Origin of the sequence: Mycobacterium aquaticum, assembly GCF_002086485.1 — a bacterium.
Classification (GTDB): domain Bacteria; phylum Actinomycetota; class Actinomycetes; order Mycobacteriales; family Mycobacteriaceae; genus Mycobacterium; species Mycobacterium aquaticum.
In genome coordinates this window covers 270,098-288,791 of the sequence record NZ_MVHF01000005.1, presented here as the reverse complement: position 1 = coordinate 288,791, position 18,694 = coordinate 270,098, and the positions used below count along the sequence as shown (strand labels likewise).

At 68.5% G+C, this 18,694-nt stretch carries 18 protein-coding genes; 4 read left to right on the top strand and 14 right to left on the bottom strand.

The features are described 5' to 3' along the window. From BST13_RS08290 to rimP, 4 genes are all read right to left on the bottom strand, one after another. Positions 1-341 (bottom strand): translation initiation factor IF-2 N-terminal domain-containing protein (locus BST13_RS08290; protein ID WP_211296033.1); only part of this gene is annotated, 341 nt, incomplete at its 3' end. A 78-nt stretch (positions 342-419) separates the two neighbouring features. Continuing rightward, entirely contained in the window at positions 420-665 is a 246-nt protein-coding gene (locus BST13_RS08285; RefSeq protein ID WP_245839439.1) for a YlxR family protein, read from the bottom strand. Between the two features lie 173 nt (positions 666-838). Continuing rightward, a complete protein-coding gene (gene nusA / locus BST13_RS08280) occupies positions 839-1,870 on the bottom strand; it encodes a transcription termination factor NusA (RefSeq protein ID WP_083162488.1) in 1,032 nt (343 codons plus the stop codon). Between the two features lie 2 nt (positions 1,871-1,872). Then, a complete protein-coding gene (gene rimP / locus BST13_RS08275) occupies positions 1,873-2,415 on the bottom strand; it encodes a ribosome maturation factor RimP (protein ID WP_083162486.1) in 543 nt (180 codons plus the stop codon). 192 nt (positions 2,416-2,607) lie between these two features. On the opposite strand from rimP, the gene BST13_RS08270 reads away from it, so the two are divergent. Together BST13_RS08270 and BST13_RS08265 are read left to right on the top strand one after the other, a co-directional pair. Beyond that, positions 2,608-3,135, top strand: a complete 528-nt coding sequence (locus BST13_RS08270; RefSeq protein ID WP_095533446.1) for a hypothetical protein — start codon at positions 2,608-2,610, stop codon at positions 3,133-3,135. After that, positions 3,132-3,614 carry a ferritin-like domain-containing protein gene (locus BST13_RS08265; protein WP_083162484.1) on the top strand — a complete coding sequence of 161 codons (483 nt, stop codon included), beginning with the start codon at positions 3,132-3,134 and terminating at the stop codon, positions 3,612-3,614. Before BST13_RS08270 ends, BST13_RS08265 begins: the two co-directional genes overlap by 4 nt. Before the next feature lie 45 nt (positions 3,615-3,659). Here the strand turns inward: BST13_RS08265 and BST13_RS08260 are convergent, their stop codons facing one another. The 9 genes from BST13_RS08260 to mqo form a co-directional block, all read right to left on the bottom strand. Further along, positions 3,660-5,417: a proline--tRNA ligase gene (locus tag BST13_RS08260; protein WP_083162482.1), complete on the bottom strand. Its 1,758-nt coding sequence runs from the start codon at positions 5,415-5,417 to the stop codon at positions 3,660-3,662. A 25-nt stretch (positions 5,418-5,442) separates the two neighbouring features. Then, positions 5,443-6,111: a VOC family protein gene (locus tag BST13_RS08255; RefSeq protein WP_083162480.1), complete on the bottom strand. Its 669-nt coding sequence runs from the start codon at positions 6,109-6,111 to the stop codon at positions 5,443-5,445. A gap of 4 nt (positions 6,112-6,115) precedes the next feature. Continuing rightward, positions 6,116-7,645 (bottom strand): MFS transporter, encoded by a 1,530-nt coding sequence (locus BST13_RS08250; RefSeq protein ID WP_095533457.1) that lies wholly within the window; start codon positions 7,643-7,645, stop codon positions 6,116-6,118. 102 nt (positions 7,646-7,747) lie between these two features. Beyond that, positions 7,748-8,959 carry a uroporphyrinogen-III C-methyltransferase gene (cobA, locus tag BST13_RS08245; RefSeq protein ID WP_083162476.1) on the bottom strand — a complete coding sequence of 404 codons (1,212 nt, stop codon included), beginning with the start codon at positions 8,957-8,959 and terminating at the stop codon, positions 7,748-7,750. A 75-nt stretch (positions 8,960-9,034) separates the two neighbouring features. Continuing rightward, complete coding sequence (locus BST13_RS08240; protein WP_083162474.1) at positions 9,035-10,408, bottom strand: cobyrinic acid a,c-diamide synthase CobB; 1,374 nt, start codon at positions 10,406-10,408, stop codon at positions 9,035-9,037. Positions 10,409-10,460: 52 nt separating this feature from the next. After that, positions 10,461-11,075 (bottom strand): cob(I)yrinic acid a,c-diamide adenosyltransferase, encoded by a 615-nt coding sequence (gene cobO / locus BST13_RS08235; RefSeq protein ID WP_083162472.1) that lies wholly within the window; start codon positions 11,073-11,075, stop codon positions 10,461-10,463. A gap of 20 nt (positions 11,076-11,095) precedes the next feature. Further along, a complete protein-coding gene (locus BST13_RS08230; RefSeq protein ID WP_083162470.1) occupies positions 11,096-12,988 on the bottom strand; it encodes a magnesium chelatase subunit D family protein in 1,893 nt (630 codons plus the stop codon). A gap of 16 nt (positions 12,989-13,004) precedes the next feature. Continuing rightward, positions 13,005-13,490: a GNAT family N-acetyltransferase gene (locus tag BST13_RS08225; protein WP_083162468.1), complete on the bottom strand. Its 486-nt coding sequence runs from the start codon at positions 13,488-13,490 to the stop codon at positions 13,005-13,007. Positions 13,491-13,503: 13 nt separating this feature from the next. Next, complete coding sequence (mqo, locus tag BST13_RS08220) at positions 13,504-15,006, bottom strand: malate dehydrogenase (quinone) (RefSeq protein WP_083162540.1); 1,503 nt, start codon at positions 15,004-15,006, stop codon at positions 13,504-13,506. Positions 15,007-15,177: 171 nt separating this feature from the next. On the opposite strand from mqo, the gene BST13_RS08215 reads away from it, so the two are divergent. Together BST13_RS08215 and mtr are read left to right on the top strand one after the other, a co-directional pair. Beyond that, a complete protein-coding gene (locus BST13_RS08215) occupies positions 15,178-16,173 on the top strand; it encodes an alpha/beta hydrolase (protein ID WP_211296036.1) in 996 nt (331 codons plus the stop codon). 8 nt (positions 16,174-16,181) lie between these two features. Further along, positions 16,182-17,567, top strand: coding sequence for a mycothione reductase (mtr, locus tag BST13_RS08210; protein WP_083162464.1), 1,386 nt, complete (start codon positions 16,182-16,184; stop codon positions 17,565-17,567). Here the strand turns inward: mtr and nicT are convergent. After that, on the bottom strand, positions 17,564-18,658 hold the full coding sequence (gene nicT, locus BST13_RS08205) for a Nickel transporter NicT (protein WP_083162462.1): 1,095 nt from the start codon (positions 18,656-18,658) through the stop codon (positions 17,564-17,566). The genes mtr and nicT overlap by 4 nt on opposite strands. Positions 18,659-18,694 lie beyond the last annotated feature (36 nt).

Below are 18,694 nucleotides of genomic sequence, written 5' to 3'. Positions count from 1 at the left end.
GGGGGGGGCGTCGGGGGGGGGGGGGGGGGGGCGGGGGTCGGGCGAGCCGCCGTCGCCGGCGACGGTGCGCCGGGTGTGGCTGCCGGCCGGGCCGGGCCGGGGGTGGGTGCACCGTTGCCCTGGCCACGAGGCCTGTCGCCGGGCTTGGCGCTGGGACGCGCCTCAGGCTTGGACTCGGTCTTCGAACCGAACGATTCGCGCAGCCGACGCGCAACCGGCGCCTCCACTGTGGAGGACGCCGACTTGACGAACTCTCCCTGCTCTTTGAGCTTAGCTAGGAGTTCCTTACTTGTGACACCGAGTTCCTTCGCCAACTCGTGTACACGGGCCTTACCTGCCACTACTTCTCCTCATCTAGAGGCGACAGCGGTGGTAGGCGCCGCGCCTCGGGTTAGCTATGACGCATGGTCATCGGGACTTCACGGTGTGCTCATGTTCTTCGCTACCTGTTCTTCTGAGCGGGCGGTCGAGGCTGACAACTCTTCGACATACTCGACCACCGCGGAGGTGTCCGGTGAACCGGCGATGCGCAACGCTCGTACGAATGCCCGCCGCTGGATTGCCACCTGTACGCACTGCCGGTCGGGATGCAACCAAGCACCACGCCCGGGCAGGCTGGCCGCTGTGTCAACGGTAACGGCACACTGTCCATTCCCGTCGATCACCGCGACTACACGAAACAACTCGTTGGCCAACTCTCGCTTCCGGCACCCGACGCATGTCCGCACCGGTCCGACAGAACTGCCGGGGTTGCGTTGACGCGTGGAGGCCGGAGACTCGCGCTGGATCACGGCTGAGTCTACCGCCCCGCGGGCTGTGCTCCGAACCGACTGCCTTCCTAACGCTCGGGCACCGCGCGCGGCGCAGGGTCGGAGTCAGGTTGCGGTGCAGCGTCGCTGCGGATGTCGATGCGCCATCCCGTCAATCGAGCCGCCAGCCTGGCATTTTGCCCCTCCTTGCCGATGGCCAGAGACAGCTGGAAATCTGGCACCACGACCCGCGCGGCGCGGGCTGCCTCATCGATCACCGTCACCGACACGACCTTGGCCGGCGAGAGCGCGTTGGCGACGAATCGAGCCGGGTCGTCGTCGAAGTCGATGATGTCGATCTTCTCGCCGGACAGCTCGCTCATGACGTTGCGGACACGCTGGCCCATCGGGCCGATGCAGGCGCCCTTGGCGTTGAGACCCGGTACCCGCGACGCGACAGCGATCTTGGACCGGTGGCCCGCCTCCCGAGCCACCGCGACGATCTCCACCGATCCGTCGGCGATCTCGGGCACCTCGAGCGAGAACAGCTTGCGGACCAGGTTCGGGTGGGTGCGCGACAACGTGATCAGCGGTTCTCGGGCGCCGCGGGTGACGCCGACGACGTAGCAGCGCAGCCGGTCGCCATGTTCGTAGCGCTCCCCCGGCACCTGCTCGGCCGCGGGGATGACGCCTTCGGACCCCTTGGTCTCGCTGCCGATGCGCACCACGACCAGCCCGCGGGCGTTCGCCCGCGCGTCGCGCTGGATGACGCCGGCCACGATGTCGCCCTCGTGGGCCGAGAATTCGCCGTAGGTCTTCTCGTTCTCCGCGTCGCGCAGCCGCTGCAGGATCACCTGACGCGCGGTGGTTGCCGCGATTCTGCCGAACCCTTCGGGCGTGTCGTCCCATTCGTGGATGACGTTGCCGTCTGCATCGGTCTGGCGGGCCATGACCTTGACCGCACCGGTTTTGCGGTCGATGTCGATGTACGCGTCGGGCTCGTGACCTTCGGTGTGCCGGTAGGCGGTCAGCAGGGCCGATTTGATGGTCTCCACGACCACGTCGACCGTGATGCCCTTGTCGGCTTCGATGGCATGCAGCGCCGCCATGTCTATGTTCATGCTCAGGCCCCCTTCCCCGTTTCTCCGGCCAACTCCAACTCGCGCGGGCTTGGCGGTGAAAACTCCACTTGGACAACCGCTTTGACAACGTCGGCCAGCTCGATACGGCGCACTGCGAAATCTCGCCCGTCCCTGACCACGATCTCGACCGACTCGGCATCGCTCTGGCCGACCCGGCCGGTCAGCTGTGCGCCGTCGGCCAACGTCATCTCGACCTTGCGACCGCGAGCCCGACGAAAGTGCTTGTGCTCGGTCAGCGGCCGGTCCACCCCGGGGGACGTGACCTCCAGCACATACGGCGTGTCGCCGCTGCGGTCGAGCTGATCCAGCAACTCCGAGGCTGTCCTGGACAGCTGCGCGACAGAATCGAGGTCGAGGCCGTGGTCGCCATCGGCCACGATGGTGATGCGGGGCGGGCGCGCGGCAGCGTCGACGACAACCTGGTCGATCTCGTATCCGGCGCGCGCGAATTCGCCGTCCAGTAGCTCGATCACCTGCTTCTGCGACGGCAAATCCGCAGACCGCAACTTCGGATCCGGTGCCACGGCGAGCTCCTCATCTTGAGTTGTCCGGACACGATTCCGGGACGAAGCCCTGGCAGGCCCCCCGGAATCGACTTTCCACGATACGCCAGGGCCAAGGCCGCAACGGGCGAACCAAGGTCGGTGGGCAGCGAATGTGCTGTGCGGCATCACACGCCTTGGCGCTGTGCCAGCGCTGCGCTAAGCAATGGCAGGATGTTGCTCGTGCCGAGCGCCCTACCGAAAATCAGCCGGCGGCGGGCATTGGTCTCGGCCGCCGCCGTGGCCGTGCTGGGCGTCGCTGCCGCCGGCTGCGCCGACCCTCCACCTTCGCCCGACCTCGCGGATCTGGCAGCTCAGCTGGACCGGGCCCGCGCCGACAGCAAGCTGGCCTCCGACGCCGCCGCGGCTCAACCGCCGCAGTCCGCGCAGGCGCGGGCGTTGACAACCGTGGCATCCGAACGCTCGGCGCATGCTCAGGCGCTCACCGACGAACTGGTCCGGATGGCCGGGACGAAGGCGCCGACCGCGCAGCCGTCGGCGCCGTCGTCCACCACGGCACCCCCCTCGGGCGCTCCGGCGCCCGCGCCGACGGCAGCCGACGTGATCAACGCGCTCAAGCAGTCCGCACAGGAGGCGACGACGCTGGCCGCCCGGCTCTCGGGGTACCGTGCCGGGCTGGTCGGATCGATCGCCGCGGCGTGCACGGCCGCCTACACCGTGGCACTGGGCGGTGCGCAATGACGACCACCGAACCGCCGCCTGCCGGACCGGCACGCCCGGCTGATCCGGCCGACCGTGCCCTCTTCGACGCCGTGGCCACCGAGCACGCCATCGTCTACGGCTACGGCCTGGTCTCCGCGCACTCCACGCCTGACGACAACGCGCTGGTGGCCGCCGCCATGGCCGAGCACCGAGACCGTCGCGAAGCCGCGATCACCATGCTGGGAGCCCGGTCGGTCCCTCCACCACTGCCCGCGGCCGGATACCAGGTACCGATACCCGTGGCCAACCCCACCGACGCGGCGAACCTCGCGGTCCGAATGGAACAGGACGCCGCGGTGGCCTGGCGCGCGGTGCTCGAGCAGGCCACCGACAACGCTGACCGCGCCTTCGCGGTGACGGCGCTGACGCAGTCTGCGGTGACGGCGGCGAAATGGCGCGCCCAGCTCAACGCCTGGCCCGTGACCGTCGCTTTCCCGGGCGGCGCCGAATCCGGCTGATCCGGCGCCGCCGCGGGCGGTACTCGATTGCTCTTGGCGGGCGCGTCAGCCGGCCAACGCCGCCGAGATCTCGGTGACGGCGTCGTCCACGGCGATTTCGCGGTTCTCGCCCGTCAACCGGTTGCGCAGCTCCACGGTGCCGTCGGCCCAGCCGCGACCCACCACGACGATCCACGGCATGCCCAGCAGTTCAGCGTCCTTGAACTTCACCCCGGGCGAGGCCTTGCGGTCGTCGAAGAGCACCTCGTGGCCGAGCCGGTCCAGGCCTGCGACCAGCTCCGTGGCACCCGCTCGAGCCGCCTCGTCCTTGTTGGCCACAACGACGTGCACGTCGAACGGGGCCACCGAAGCGGGCCAGCGCAACCCCAGCTCGTCGTGCTGCTGCTCGGCGATCACCGCGACCATGCGGGACACGCCGATGCCGTAGGAGCCCATGGTCAACCGGACCGGCTTGCCGTCCTCGCCGAGCACGTCGGCGGTGAAGGCGTCGGCGTACTTGCGGCCCAACTGGAAGATGTGGCCGATCTCGATGCCACGCGCCGACGTCAGCACACCGGCGCCGTCGGGCGACGGGTCGCCGTCGCGGACCTCGGCGGCCTCGATGGTGCCGTCGGGGGTGAAGTCGCGGCCGACGACCAGGCCGACGACGTGCTTGTTGGGCGCGTCGGCGCCGGTGATCCAGGCCGTCCCCTCGACGATCCTGGGGTCGACCAGATAGCGAACACCGTTCTTCTGCAAGGCTTTCGGGCCGACATATCCCTTCACCAGGAACGGGTTCCTGGCGAAGTCGGCCTCTTCGAGCAGGGCGAACTCGGCCGGCTCAAGCGCGGCACCCAGGCGCTTCTCGTCGATGTCGCGGTCGCCGGGCACGCCGATCGCGAGCAGTTCCCACTCGCCACCGGGTTCGCGGGTCTTGAGCAGGATGTTCTTCAGGGTGTCGGCCGCGGTGACCTCGCGGCCCGAGAACTCGTCCAGCCCAGCTGAATTGGCCCAGTCGACCAATGTCGCGATGGTCGGGGTGTCGGGGGTGTCGTACACCACGGCCTCGGGTTGCCCCTCGATGGGCAGCGGCGCGGGAGCCCGGGTGACCACGGCTTCGACGTTGGCGGCGTAGCCGGATTCCAGGCACCGCACGAAAGTGTCCTCACCGACTTCGCTTTCGGCCAGGAACTCCTCGGAGGCACTGCCGCCCATCGCACCCGACATCGCCGAGACGATCACGTAACGCACGCCCAGCCGTCCGAAGATCCTCTGGTAGGCCTCGCGGTGGGCGTGGTAGGCGTTCTTGAGGCCGTCGTCGTCCACGTCGAACGAGTACGAGTCCTTCATCACGAACTCTCGGCCGCGCAGGATGCCCGCGCGCGGCCGGGCCTCGTCGCGGTACTTGGTCTGGATTTGGTACAGCAGAACCGGGAAGTCCTTGTATGAGGAGTACTCCCCCTTGACCGTCAGCGTGAAGATCTCCTCGTGGGTGGGCCCGAGCAGATAGTCGTTGCCGCGGCGGTCCTGCAGCCGGAACAGGGTGTCGCCGTATTCGGTCCACCGATTGGTGGTTTCGTACGGGCCACGCGGCAACAGGGCGGGCAACAGGATCTCCTGGCCGCCGATGGCGTTCATCTCCTCGCGGACGATCTTTTCGATCCGGCGCAGAACCCGCAGTCCCAGCGGCAGCCAGCTGTAGATGCCGGGGCCGACCGGGCGTACGTATCCGGCCCGGATCAGCAACTTGTGGCTGGGCACCTCGGCATCGGCGGGGTCGTCGCGCAGGGTGCGCAGAAACAGCTCTGACATACGGGTGATCACAGCCGACAACCTTAAAGCGTGGTGCTCAGTCCCTGCCCTGCCAGGTACAGATGCAGGCCTCGTTGCCCTCGGCGTCGGCCAGTACCCAGAAGCGCGGCGCGCGGCGGTCGCTGAGCAGCGTGCCACCCGCGGCCAGCGCCGCCTCGACGCGGGCCTGCGCCATGTCGTGGGGTACGTCGATGTCGAGATGGATCCGATTTCGCTGCGGGCGGGGTCGGTCCATCTGCTGAAACGAGATCGCCGGGCCGCGGCCGAACGGGTCGACGAGGCCCGCGTTGAGGTCCGACTGCTCGACTTCATCCTGGTACCCGGTGACGGCTTTCCAGAACGGCCGCACGGCCGCGATGTCGAGCGCGTCGATGGCAATCTCCAGGGCCTGCACGGCCCCGCCGGTGGTCATCTCGAACCCACGGGCGGCCAGTGCTCGCGATACCTCGGCGGCCAGCTCGATGTCACGGTCGCTCACCCAGCCGGTTTCGGTGCACTGCAGTCGCAGCACTGCCCGGTCGGCCCGGATGTCGACGGTCAGATGGGTGGGCGCGTCGGAACCCGCGGCCTCGACCGCATGCGACGCGGCGGCCACCGCATCGGCCATCGACGGCGCCAGCACCTCGGTGTAGACGGCGCCGAGGACCAGGCGCCAACCCAAGTCTCCGACGGCGTCGGAGATCTGTTGACGGGTCGGACGGCTCACGGCGTCATTCGACGTCGAGCTCGCCCGCGTCCATGGCGTCCTTGACGTCCTGGGCATGGGCCACCTGCTCGGCGGTGTACCCGATGAACAGAGCCGCCCCGCCGACCAGGACCGCCACCGCCGCGACCCACAGCAGCCCGTAGGTGTAGCCGGCGTCCAGCGCGGCCAGCTGCGCGGGATTCATGTTCTTGACGGGCCCGGTGGTGCCGCCCAGGTACAGCGTGCGCGAGGTGATGACCGCCTGTATCACCGACAACACCAGCGGACCGCCCAGGTTCTGCAGCATCAGCGCGATCGCCGACGCGGGACCGATCCGGTCGAAGCCCACTCCGGCGATGGCGGCCAGGGTCAGCGGCACCACGATCATGCCGATGCCGATACCGCCGATGGTGATGGGAACCACGAGGTTCGGGAAGTACGGGATGCCCGCGTGCAGCGTCGAGCCGTACAGCATGGCCCCCAGCACCAGGATGCCGCCGGCGATGACCAGCACTCGCGGCGAGAAGAACCGCACGGCCTGCGAGGCCACGCCGAGGCCGATGCCCATGCCGACCACGAACGGGATGAACCCGATACCGGCGTGCAGTGCGCTGTAGCCCAGGATGTCCTGCACGTACAGGCCGATCAGCACAGTGAGGGTGAACAGCACGCCACCGGCCAGGAAGATCGCGGCGAAGGTGGCGACGCGGTTGCGCTCGTGGAAGAGGTCGAACGGGACGACGGGGTTCTCCGCGTTGCGTTCGGCGATGAGGAAGGCCAGCCCGAAGATCGCCGCGGCCGCACCCGAACCGAGCGTGACGGGCGAGAGCCAGCCCCGCTCAGGCCCCTGCGTGAACGCGAACACCGCCGCGGTGCAGGCCAGGGTGGCCAGCAGCGCACCGGCCGCGTCCAGCTTCATGCGCTCACGGTTGGTCTCGCGCAGTGCGGTGCGGGCCAGGTAGAGCATCACCAGGCCGATCGGCACGTTGACCATGAAGGCCCAGCGCCAGGACACTTCGGTGAGAGCCCCACCGACCACCAGGCCCATCACCGAGCCGATGGCGGTCATCGCGCCGAACACCGCGGTGGCCAGATTTCTCGCCGGTCCCTTGGGGAACGTGGTGGCGACCAGCGCCAGGCCGGTGGGCGACGCGATGGCCGCACCGATGCCCTGCAGCAGCCGCGCGGTCACCATGGTGGCCTCGTTCCACGCGCTGCCGCACAGGATCGAGGCGATGGTGAACAGCGCGACACCGACGATGAAGGTGCGCTTGCGGCCGATGGTGTCACCGAGGCGACCGCCGAGCAGCATCAGACCGCCGAAGGTCAATACGTAGGCGGTGATGACCCAGCTGCGGCCGGCATCGGAGAGACCGAGCTCGTCCTGGATCCGCGGCAGCGCGACGATCGCGACGGTGCTGTCCATGGTGGCGAGCAGCTGCATGCCTGCGATGGCGATGACTGCCGACAGAAAACCCCACGACGGGACCCATGCCGGGAGCCGTGAAGCGATCCCGTCACGCTGGTCACCGTCGTTGCCTGCCGCCTGGTACATCGGCAAAACCCGATCCTCCCCGGCGTCGCGGTTCATAGCTGCGCGCTCTGCGTCATTGAGAGCCGTCATAGCCGGTTACCTTACAGTAATCTTAAGAATCCTTTAACTGGCGAACGCTGCCACAGCCCCGATCACGATGATCGCGGGAGGCCGGATGCCGTCTTCACGGATCTTTTCCGGCGCGTCACCGAGAGTGGCCCGCAACGTCCGCTGTGCCACCGTGCTGCCGTGCTGCACCACAAGAACAGGCGTATCCGCAGGTCGGCCCCCGTCGAGAAGCGCCTTGGCAAACAACTCGATGCGTTCGACGGCCATCAGCAGCACGATGGTGCCGGTCATCTGGGCCAGCGCATTCCAATTCACTAACGATTCGGGGTGCCCCGGCGCAACATGCCCGCTGACCACCACGAATTCATGCGTCAGACCGCGATGAGTGACGGGAACACCGGCCAGCGCAGGAACTGCTATGGCACTCGTCACACCCGGCACGACAGTGACCGGAATGCCGGCGTCGGCGCACGCGATCACCTCCTCATAACCCCGCGCGAACACGAACGGGTCACCGCCCTTGAGCCGCACCACGAACTTGCCGGCCCGGGCCCGGTCGACGAGCACCTGGTTGATGGCGTCCTGCGCCATCGCCCGCCCGTAGGGAATCTTCGCCGCGTCGATCACCTCGACGTGCGGGCCGAGTTCGGCGAGCAGGTCCTGTGGCGCCAACCGGTCGGCGACGACGACGTCGGCGCGGGCCAGCAACCGCCGCCCGCGCACCGTGATCAGTTCCGGATCGCCGGGTCCGCCGCCCACCAACGCCACGCCGCTCGGCGCCTCGCCCGTCGCCTCGGCGGTGATCACGCCGCGCTGCAGCGCCTCATGGATGGCCGAGCGGATGGCCGCCGAACGGCGGTGCTCACCGCCCGCAAGCACACCCACCGACAGTCCGTCGTACTCGAAGGTCGCCGGCGTGACCGCCGAACCCTCGCGGGCGATGTCGGCGCGCACGCAGAAGATCCGACGCTGCTGGGCCTCGTCGGAGATGGCCGCGTTGACGGCGCCGTCGTCGGTGGCCGCGATCACGTACCAGGCGCCGTCGAGGTCGCCCGGCTCGAAATCGCGCAGCGCGAGGGTGATGCCAGGGTCCGCCTGGGCCAGTGCCTCCACCGCAGGGGTCGCGGCGCGGGCGATGACGTGGACGTCGGCGCCGTGGGCGATCAGCAACGGCAGTCGGCGCTGGGCGACGGTTCCGCCGCCGACGACGACCACCTTTCTGCCCGACAGGCGCAGGCCGACGAGGTAGGCGTTCTCTGAGTTCATTTTGCTCCTCGCGTCCGCGGCGTCATTGTGCTCCTCGCGTGCGCGGCGTTCATTTTGCTCCTCGCTTCCGCGGCGTCACGCGCCGAGCTTAGAGCCTGCCGCCGCCGCCACGAACCGGGTGATGGCCTGCGGGTGGGCCGCGGGATGGGTGTGCAGGTAGCCGGCATGCACCCCGCCTCGTACCGCACCGTCGGTGACAGGCCGGCGCTGCGCGTCGGTGAACGCCCACGCCGGGTCGAGCGGGTCGGCGAAAGTGACTGCGGTGCGGTGGAATTCGTGTCCGGTGACCCGGTCACCCGCGACGTGCAATACGGAGTCGACCACCGCGACGGCGTCCCGGTATCCGAGGGTGAGCCGTTCGGTGAACCGCGCCGAGCCGGGCAGCACCCCGCACATCGGCGCCCCGTCGAGATCGTCGAGCAGATACGTCAAGCCTGCGCACTCCGCGTGCACCGGGGCACCACGGCGCGCGAGATCGCGAATCTGCTCGCGCACAACGTCGTTGGCAGACAACTCGGCAGTGAACTGCTCGGGGAAGCCGCCCGGCAGCAGGAGCGCGTCGGTGCCCGGCGGCAATGGCTCGGTCAGCGGGTCGAACTCGGCCACCACCGCACCGGCTCCGCGCAGCAGTTCACCGTGCTCGGTGTAGCCGAAGCTGAACGCCTTTCCCGTCGCCAGCGCGACCGTGATCTCGCCTGTCGAACCGGCGCCGTCGGGGGACCACGGCTCGGCCGCCACATGCGCGGCCGCGGCCGACCGCACCGCGGCCAGGTCGACGTGGCGTGCCACCAAGGCGGTCATCGCGGCCACCGCAGCAGTTGCCCGACGACCGTGCTCGACGGCCGTGACGAGGCCGAGATGCCTTGACGGAACGGCCAGTTCGTCGTCACGAGGGATCGCCCCGAACACCGGGACGCCGGCGTGCTCGCAGGCCTGCCGCAGCACCTCCTCGTGCCGAGGCGAGCCGACCCGGTTGAGGATCACCCCCGCGATGTGCACATCCGGGTCGAAGGTCGCAAAGCCGTGCAGCAGCGCCGCGACGCTGTGACTCTGGCCACGCGCATCGACGACCAGCACCACAGGTGCGCCCAGCAGGCCTGCGACCTGTGCCGTGGAACCCCGAGGCGTGCCGTGCATTCGGTCGTCGATCCGCCCGTCGAACAGGCCCATCACGCCCTCGACCACGGCGATGTCAGCTCCGGAGCTGCCGTGCCGGTACAGCGGGCCGATCAACTCGGTGCCGACCAGCACCGGGTCGAGGTTGCGTCCCGGCCTGCCTGCGGCCAGCGCGTGGTAGCCCGGATCGATGAAATCGGGGCCGATCTTGAACGGGGCCACTGGGTTTCCGGCACGGCGCAGCGCGCCGATCAGACCCGTCGCCACCGTGGTCTTCCCGCTGCCCGACGCGGGTGCGGCGATCACCACCGCCGGCGTGGTGGCCGTGCTCACCCCAGCACCGCGAGCGTGCGTGTCTGTTGCCCGACACGCCCTTGCCGTCCGGCTACCACTCGATGCCCTTCTGCCCCTTACGGCCGACGTCCATCGGGTGCTTGATCTTGGTCATCTCGGTCACCAGGTCGGCGGCATCGATGAGATCCCGTGGCGCGTCGCGGCCGGTGATCACGACATGCTGCGTACCGGGGCGCGCGGTGAGGGTCGCGACGACTTCGGCCACGTCCACCCAGCCCCACTTCAGCGGGTAGGTGAACTCGTCGAGCACATAGAAGTCGTGCTGCTCGGCGGCGAGTCGGCGCGTGATCTCGGCCCACCCGTCGGCGGCTGCGGCGGCGTGGTCGACGTCAGAACCGTGCTTGCGGGTCCACGACCACCCCGAGCCCATCTTGTGCCATTCCACCGGCCCGCCCGTGCCGTGCTCATCGTGCAGTCGGCCGAGCTCACGAAACACGGCCTCCTCCCCCACCTTCCACTTCGCGCTCTTGACGAACTGGAACACCGCAACCCGGAAACCCTGATTCCAGGCCCGCAAGGCCATGCCGAACGCGGCAGTGGATTTCCCTTTGCCCGGCCCCGTGTGCACGGCCAGAAGGGGCGCGTTGCGACGGGCTTTGGTGGTCAGCCCATCGTCGGGAACGGTGAGCGGCTGGCCCTGTGGCATGGACGGTCCTCTCTCTCGCGCTATGCGGCGTCGGCCCGCGCCGTGACCAGCCGGGTCAGGCTGTCGGCGTGCAGGTGCTCCAAGCGCACAGCCGGGGCACCGAGCTGTTGGGCCAGTTGCTCGGCCAAACCCAGCCGCACAAAAGACGTTTCACAATCGACCACGACGGCCGCAGCCCCCTCGGCGACCAGCAGAGCCGCCGCCGCGCGGGTCCGGCCCAGCGGGTCGGGGCCTCCGGTGGCCCGCCCGTCGGTGAGCAGTACGACCAGCGGACGTCGCGCGCGGTCGCGGGCCCGCTCCCGCACCACCACGTCGCGGGCGGCCAACAAGCCTTGTGCCAGTGGGGTTTTGCCGCCGGTGTCGAAACGCGCCAGCCGCCGGCTGGCGATGTGCACCGAGGACGTCGGAGGCAGCAGCACCCGCGCATCCTGCTGACGGAACGTGATCACCGCGACCTTGTCCCGGCGCTGATAGGCATCACGCAGCAGGGACAGTGTGGCTCCGCCGACCGCCGACATGCGATCCCGCGCGGCCATCGACCCGGATGCGTCGACGACGAAGATCACCAGATTGCCTTCCCGGCCTTCGCGAATCGCGCGCCGGACATCGTCGGGCGCCGGGCGGGGCCGGCCTGCTTGGGTCTGGCGGCCGGCAGTGGCCAGCAGCGTGCCGAACACGTGCAGACCGTGCCCGACGCCGGATTCGGCGGTGGCCGCGATGGGCGCCCCGGTGCGGTTGCGTGCGCGCGACCGCCGGCCCGGCGCACCCTCACCGACCCCAGGCACCACCAACGCTTTGGTGCGGAACACCGCCGCGGGCGGTGCACTGGGACGGTTCGGAGCAGCCTTCGAATTACCTTGCGAGGGTTGGTTTTCCGGAGCGGATCCTGGTTCGCCGCCACCACCGCCGGGCGGATCGGGATCGAACTCGGGATCCTCACCCCCGTCCGGTCGCGACGCGGCCTCGGCCGCCTGATCCATGGCCTCGTCCAGCCGCTCGGGATCAAGCCCGGGGTCGTCGAACGGGTCGCGGCGCCGTCGGTGCGGTAGCGCGAACTCGGCAGCCACCCGGATGTCCTCCTCGTCGACGGTGATTCTTCCCGTCGCTTCGCCCGCCCCGGCCGCCGCGGCACGCCACGCAGCATGTGCGACCGCGGTACGCGCCACCACCAGATCGGCTCGCATGCCGTCGACGTCGAAGGCCGCGCACAGGGCAGCGATACGCCGTAACTCGTTGTCGGGCAACACCACTGAGCTGATAGCCGCCCGCGCCCGGGCGATGCGTCGAGACACCTCGGCGTCGGCGTCGGCGTAGCGGCGCACGAAACCCTCCGGATCGGTCTCGAATTCCATCCTGGCCCGGATCACCTCGACCCGTACATCGACTTCACGCGAGGCCGCGACATCGACGGTCAGCCCGAACCGGTCCAGCAGCTGCGGCCGGAGCTCACCCTCCTCGGGGTTCATGGTGCCGATCAGGACGAACCGTGCCTCGTGCGAGTGCGAGATACCGTCGCGCTCGACGTGCACGCGGCCCATCGCGGCGGCGTCGAGCAGAACGTCGACCAAATGGTCGTGCAGCAGGTTGACCTCATCGACGTACAGCACGCCGCCGTGCGCACGGGCCAGAAGGCCGGGCGAGAACGCATGCTCGCCGTCACGCAGCACCTTCTGCAGATCCAGCGATCCGACCACGCGATCCTCGGTCGCACCGATCGGCAACTCGACCAGTCGTGCGTCGTCGTCGACCGCGGACAACACCGCCGCCAACGCCCGCACCGCCGTCGACTTGGCGGTGCCCTTCTCGCCGCGGATCAGCACGCCGCCGATCTCGGGCCGCACGGCACACAGCACCAGCGCCAACCGCAACCGGTCCTGCCCGACGATCGCACTGAACGGGTAGGCGTGGGTCATGAAGGGTCCGTTCGGGTCACATCGGCTCCTCGCGCGAGCGCTCATCGGTTCGGGCTCCGGGGCGGACCATCGGGACATGCGGAATGCCGTCGTCGAGATACTCGTCGCCGTCGCGCACGAAGCCGTGCCGGGAGTACATATCTTCGAGATAGGTCTGGGCGTCGATGTGGCACGGGTAGTCGCCGACCTCGGCCAACGCGGCCTGCATCAGCCGGGTGGTATGGCCTTTTCCGCGGGCGTCCCGTTTGGTACACACGCGGCCGATGCGAAAGGCCTTCTCCCCGCCGGGATGTTCCTCCATCAGCCGCAGCGTGGAGATCACCTCACCGTCGGGGCCTTCGAGCCAGAAGTGCCGGGTCTCGGCCAGCAGGTCGCGGCCATCCAGTTCGGGGTACGGACAGGCCTGCTCGACCACGAACACCTCGATCCGCAGCTTGAGCAACTCGTAAAGCGTTGCGGCGTCGAGATCCTTGGCCCAACTACGGCGCGGGGCGATCGTCATATGCCCACCGCCGTCACACGCCGGCCGGGGCGTCGAGCTTCAATGCCCGGGTGCCCCATGCCCACACCTCCTCGTAGAGCTTGGGTTCGTTGGACAGCTTGGTACCCAGCGACGGGACCATCTCCTTGAGCTTGGGCGTCCAGCCCGCGTACCGGTCGGCGAAGCACCGCTCGAGCACGTCGAGCATGGCGGGCACCGCGGTGGACGCACCGGGCGATGCGCCCAGCAACCCGGCGATGCTGCCGTCGGCCGCCGACAACACGGTGGTGCCGAACTCCAGCACACCGCCGGCGCCCTTGCGCCGGATGACCTGCACGCGCTGCCCCGCGATGTCCAGCTCCCAATCGGAATCGACTGCGCTGGGCGCGAATTCACGCAACGTCTCGACGCGGTCGGCCTCGCTGAGCAACAGCTGGCCGACGAGGTAGTTGACCAGGCCCATCTCGGTGAGCCCGACACCGAGCATCGACATGATGTTGTTGGGCTTGACCGAGAACGGCAGATCGGTGATCTTGCCCTGCTTGAGGAACTTCGGCGACCATCCGGCAAACGGGCCGAACAGCAGCCACTGCTTGCCGTTGATCACGCGGGTGTCCAGGTGGGGCACCGACATCGGCGGGGCACCCAGCGGCGGAAGACCGTACACCTTGGCCCGATGCCCGGCGGTGAGCTCCTGGTTGTTGGTCCGCAGGAAGGCCCCGCCGACCGGGAACCCGCCGAAGCCCTTGGCTTCCGGGATGCCTGCCTTCTGCAGCAGCGGCAGCGCCCCACCGCCGGCGCCGACGAACACGAACTTGGCGTTGATCTTGCGCTTGAGGCCGGTGCGGCGGTTGGTCACCTTGAGCGTCCAGCTGCCGTCGGATTCCTTGCGCAGGTTCTCGACCTCGTGACCGAACAGCGTGTCCATGCCGCGCTGCGCAGTGAAGCCGATGAGCTGGCGCGACAGCGAGCCGAAGTCGACGTCGGTGCCGGCCTGGGTCCAGTTGAGCGCGACCGGATCGGAGAAGTCGCGGCCCTTGGCCATGAACGGCAGTCGCCGGGTGAATTCGTCCTTGTCGTCGATGAACTCCATCGAGGCGAACAGCGGATTGCCGACCAGAGCGTCGTAGCGGCGCTTGAGGTAACCGACGTTCTCGGCGCCGTGTACGAAGCTGACGTGCGGGATCGGGTTGAGGAAGCTGCGCACGTCGGTGAGCACGCCGTTCTCGGCGGCGTAGGCCCAGAACTGCCGCGACACCTGGAACTGCTCGTTGACGTTGACGGCCTTGCTGATGTCGATGGTGCCGCCGGTGCTCTCCGGTGTGTAGTTCAGCTCACACAGCGCCGAATGCCCCGTGCCCGCGTTGTTCCACGGGTCACTGCTCTCGGCGGCGGCGGCGTCGAGGCGCTCGATGAGGGTGATGGACCAGTCCGGCTCCAGCAGGCGGATCAGCGCGCCCAGCGTGGCGCTCATGATCCCCGCACCCACCAGGACGACGTCGGTTTTCTCGGTCCCAGCTACCTTTGCGTCAGACACCTGAATCGCACGTCCTTCGTTCGCAGCGCCCGTCATCGTCGACGGCTGTTCTTCTGCCAAGATTATCGTGACCCGACCGCCCGGTGAGCGGGCGTACCAGTGCTGTCGGTCACCCGGGTGACCACGGCCGCCGGTTAGGGTGAAGCCGTGACGTCACGGGAACCCGCCTGGGTGCCGGATGTGCTACCCGGCTTCTGGCAACAGACCATCACGCTCGGCCCGGATCCCGACGGTGAGGGCGACCTGGTCGCCACTCTGGTGCGCCGGGGTGACGGCGGCCCTGCCGAGCATGCGGTGCTGGCCCTGCACGGGTACACCGACTACTTCTTCCACACCGAACTCGCCGACCGCTTCGCTGAGCGCGGTTTCGCGTTCTACGCGATCGATCTGCACAAGTGCGGACGGTCCCGGCTGGAAGGCCAAACGCCACACTTCACCACCGACTTGGCCAACTACGACACCGAACTGGTCCGCGCACTGGAAATCGTCGCGGCCGACACCGAAGGTGCCAGGATCTGCCTGTCCGGCCATTCGGCGGGCGGCCTGATCGTCACGCTGTTCGCCGACCGGTTGCGGCAACGGGGCGAGCTGACCACGCACAACGTGGGCGGCCTGATCCTCAACAGCCCGTTCCTGGACCTGCACGGCCCGGCAATCCTGCGGACCGCCCCGACCTCGGCCGCGCTCATCGCGCTCGCCAGGGTGCGGAAACTGAGCGTGGTCCGCAAGCCCACGGAAGGCGGTTACGGCACCAGCCTGCACCGCGACTACGGCGGTGAGTTCGACTACAACCTCGAATGGAAGCCGTTGGGCGGCTTCCCCATCACCATCGGGTGGATCAACGCCATCCGGCGCGGGCAGGCTCGGTTACACCGCGGCCTTGACGTCGGCGTGCCCAACCTGATCCTGCGCTCCGACCACAGCGTCGCCGAATCCCCCGACCCCGCGGCCATCCAGCGCGGCGATGCGGTACTCGACGTCACCCAGATCGCGCGTTGGGCCGGTTGCGTGGGCAATCGCAGCACCATCGTCCCGATCGTCGACGCCAAGCACGACGTCTTCCTCTCGCTGGCGGAACCGCGGGCGGCCGCCTACCTCGAGCTCAACCGGTGGTTGGACAGCTACCTGAGTTCGCAAACTCATTCCAGCACAACACCTTCCGGATAGAGGCCCACGTGGAACACTACGACCTGACGATCATCGGCACCGGATCGGGCAACAGCGTCCTCGACGAGCGCTACGCCGACAAGTTGGTCGCGATCTGCGAGCAGGGCACCTTCGGCGGCACCTGTCTGAACGTCGGCTGCATCCCCACCAAGATGTTCGTCTACGCCGCCGAGGTCGCCCACACGATCCGCGACAGCGCGAAGTACGGCATCGATTCCCACATCGACAAGGTGCGCTGGCCCGACATCGTGTCGCGGGTGTTCGGCCGCATCGATCCCATCGCGGCAGGCGGCGAGGAATACCGCCGCTCCGCCGAGAACGTCACGGTGTACGCGAGCCACACCCGGTTCGGCCCGAAGTTGCCCGACGGCCGTTACACCCTGCGCACCGAGGACGGCGACGAGTTCAGCAGCGATCAGGTGGTGATCGCCGCCGGTTCGCGCACCTTCATCCCGCCGGCCATCGCACAGTGCGGCGTCACGTACTACACCAGCGACGACATCATGCGGATTCCCGCGCTGCCCGAACATCTGGTGATCGTCGGCGGCGGGTTCGTGGCAGCCGAATTCGCGCATATCTTCTCGGCGCTGGGCGTGCGGATCACCATCGTGTTGCGCGGAGCCGGCCTGCTGACGCACCTCGACGAGACCATCTGCCATCGGTTCAGTGAACTGGCCGCCGCGAAGTGGGACGTGCGCACGCACGAGAACGTGATCGGTTCACATCAGGATGGCGAGCGGATCGTGCTGCACCTCGACGACGGTGAGACCCTGCCTGCCGACACGCTGTTGGTGGCCACCGGCCGGGTGCCCAACGGGGATCTGCTCGACGCAGAGCTGGCCGGGGTCGAGATCGACGACGACGGTCGGGTTGTGGTCGACGAGTACCAACGCACAACGGCGCGTGGGATTTACGCGCTCGGTGATGTGTCGTCGGAGTACCAGCTCAAGCACGTCGCCAACCACGAGGCCCGCGTGGTGAAGGAGAATCTGCTGCGCGACTGGGACGACAGCGCCACTTTGATGGCCTCCGATCACCGGTTCGTCCCGTCGGCGGTGTTCACCGAGCCGCAGATCGCCACGGTCGGCCTGACCGAGGCCGAGGCCAGGGAGGCCGGGCACGACATCGTGATCAAGGTGCAGGACTACGGCGACACCGCCTACGGATGGGCGATGGAGGACACCACCGGCATCGCGAAGCTGATCGGCGAACGTGGGACCGGCCGAATCCTGGGAGCGCACATCATGGGCTACCAGGCGTCGTCGATCATCCAGCCACTGATCCAGGCGATGAGCTTCGGCCAGACCGCCCAGGAGGTAGCGCGCGGGCAGTACTGGATCCACCCGGCGCTACCCGAGGTGATCGAGAACGCGCTGCTGGGGCTCGCCGACTAGGTCTGGGTGCTCCAGCGTTCCTCGATGCGGCCGAACCGCCAGATGGCAAGGGCGGCAATCCAGCTGACGACGAAGATGCCGACGATGGCGAAGCCCGCGAATTCCAGGTCGGCCGACCCGATCACCGCGAGCGGACCCGAGGTGATGCCGAGGCGGTCCACCAGCAGACCGGCCAGCACGATGACGCCGATGACCAGCGCGACGATCACCGAGAGCACCGTGACCGTGAGGTTGTAGTACACCTTGCGCACCGGCTGCAGAAACGCCCAGCCGTAGGCCCGGGTCATGAAGATGCCGTCGAGGGTGTCGAACAGGCTCATGCCCGCGGCGAACAGCACCGGCAGCACCAGCACGGCGTACCACGGCAGGGTGAATGCCGCCGTTCCGGCCGCCAGCACCAACAACGCCACCTGGCTGGCCGTGTCGAATCCCAGCCCCATCAGGAAGCCGACCAAGTACAGATGCCACGGCTTGTTCACCCGCCCCATCACGCGGCCGAGCAGGCGGGCCAGGAAACCGCGCCGGTTGAGCTGCCGTTCGAGCTCCTCCTCGTCGAGCTCGCCGGTGCGCATGGCGCGGAACACCTTGGCGATCCCCACGGCGGCAATCAGATTCGTCAGCCCGATCAGGATCAGGAACGTGCCGGCCACCAGTGACCCGATCAGGCCGAGGGTCTGCAGCATCGGCGAGCCCTCGTCCTGCACCGGGCCGACCAGCGCCCGCACCCCCAGCGCCAGCAACAACGCCAGGCCGAACACCACGCTCGAATGTCCCAGTGAGAACCAGAAACCCGCGGACAGCGACCGGGTGCCTTCTCCCACCAGTTTGCGGGTGGTGTTGTCGATGACGGCGATGTGGTCGGCATCGAAGGCGTGCCGCGCGCCGAGCAGATAGGCGGTGACGCCGAGGCCCACACCGAACACCCCGGCCGAGCCGAGGGTGATGTGTTGCGGTGCCACCCCGACCACCAGCACACCCCAGCCGATGATGTGCAGTAGGGCCACGAATCCGCCTGTGGCGGCGATCGACATCCAGTCGGCGCGGTCGAACCGAGTGGTGGTGGTGCTCTCGGTCAAGGTGCCGATGCTCATCGCCCGAGCGTAGAACTCACCTTTTCATCTGTCTAG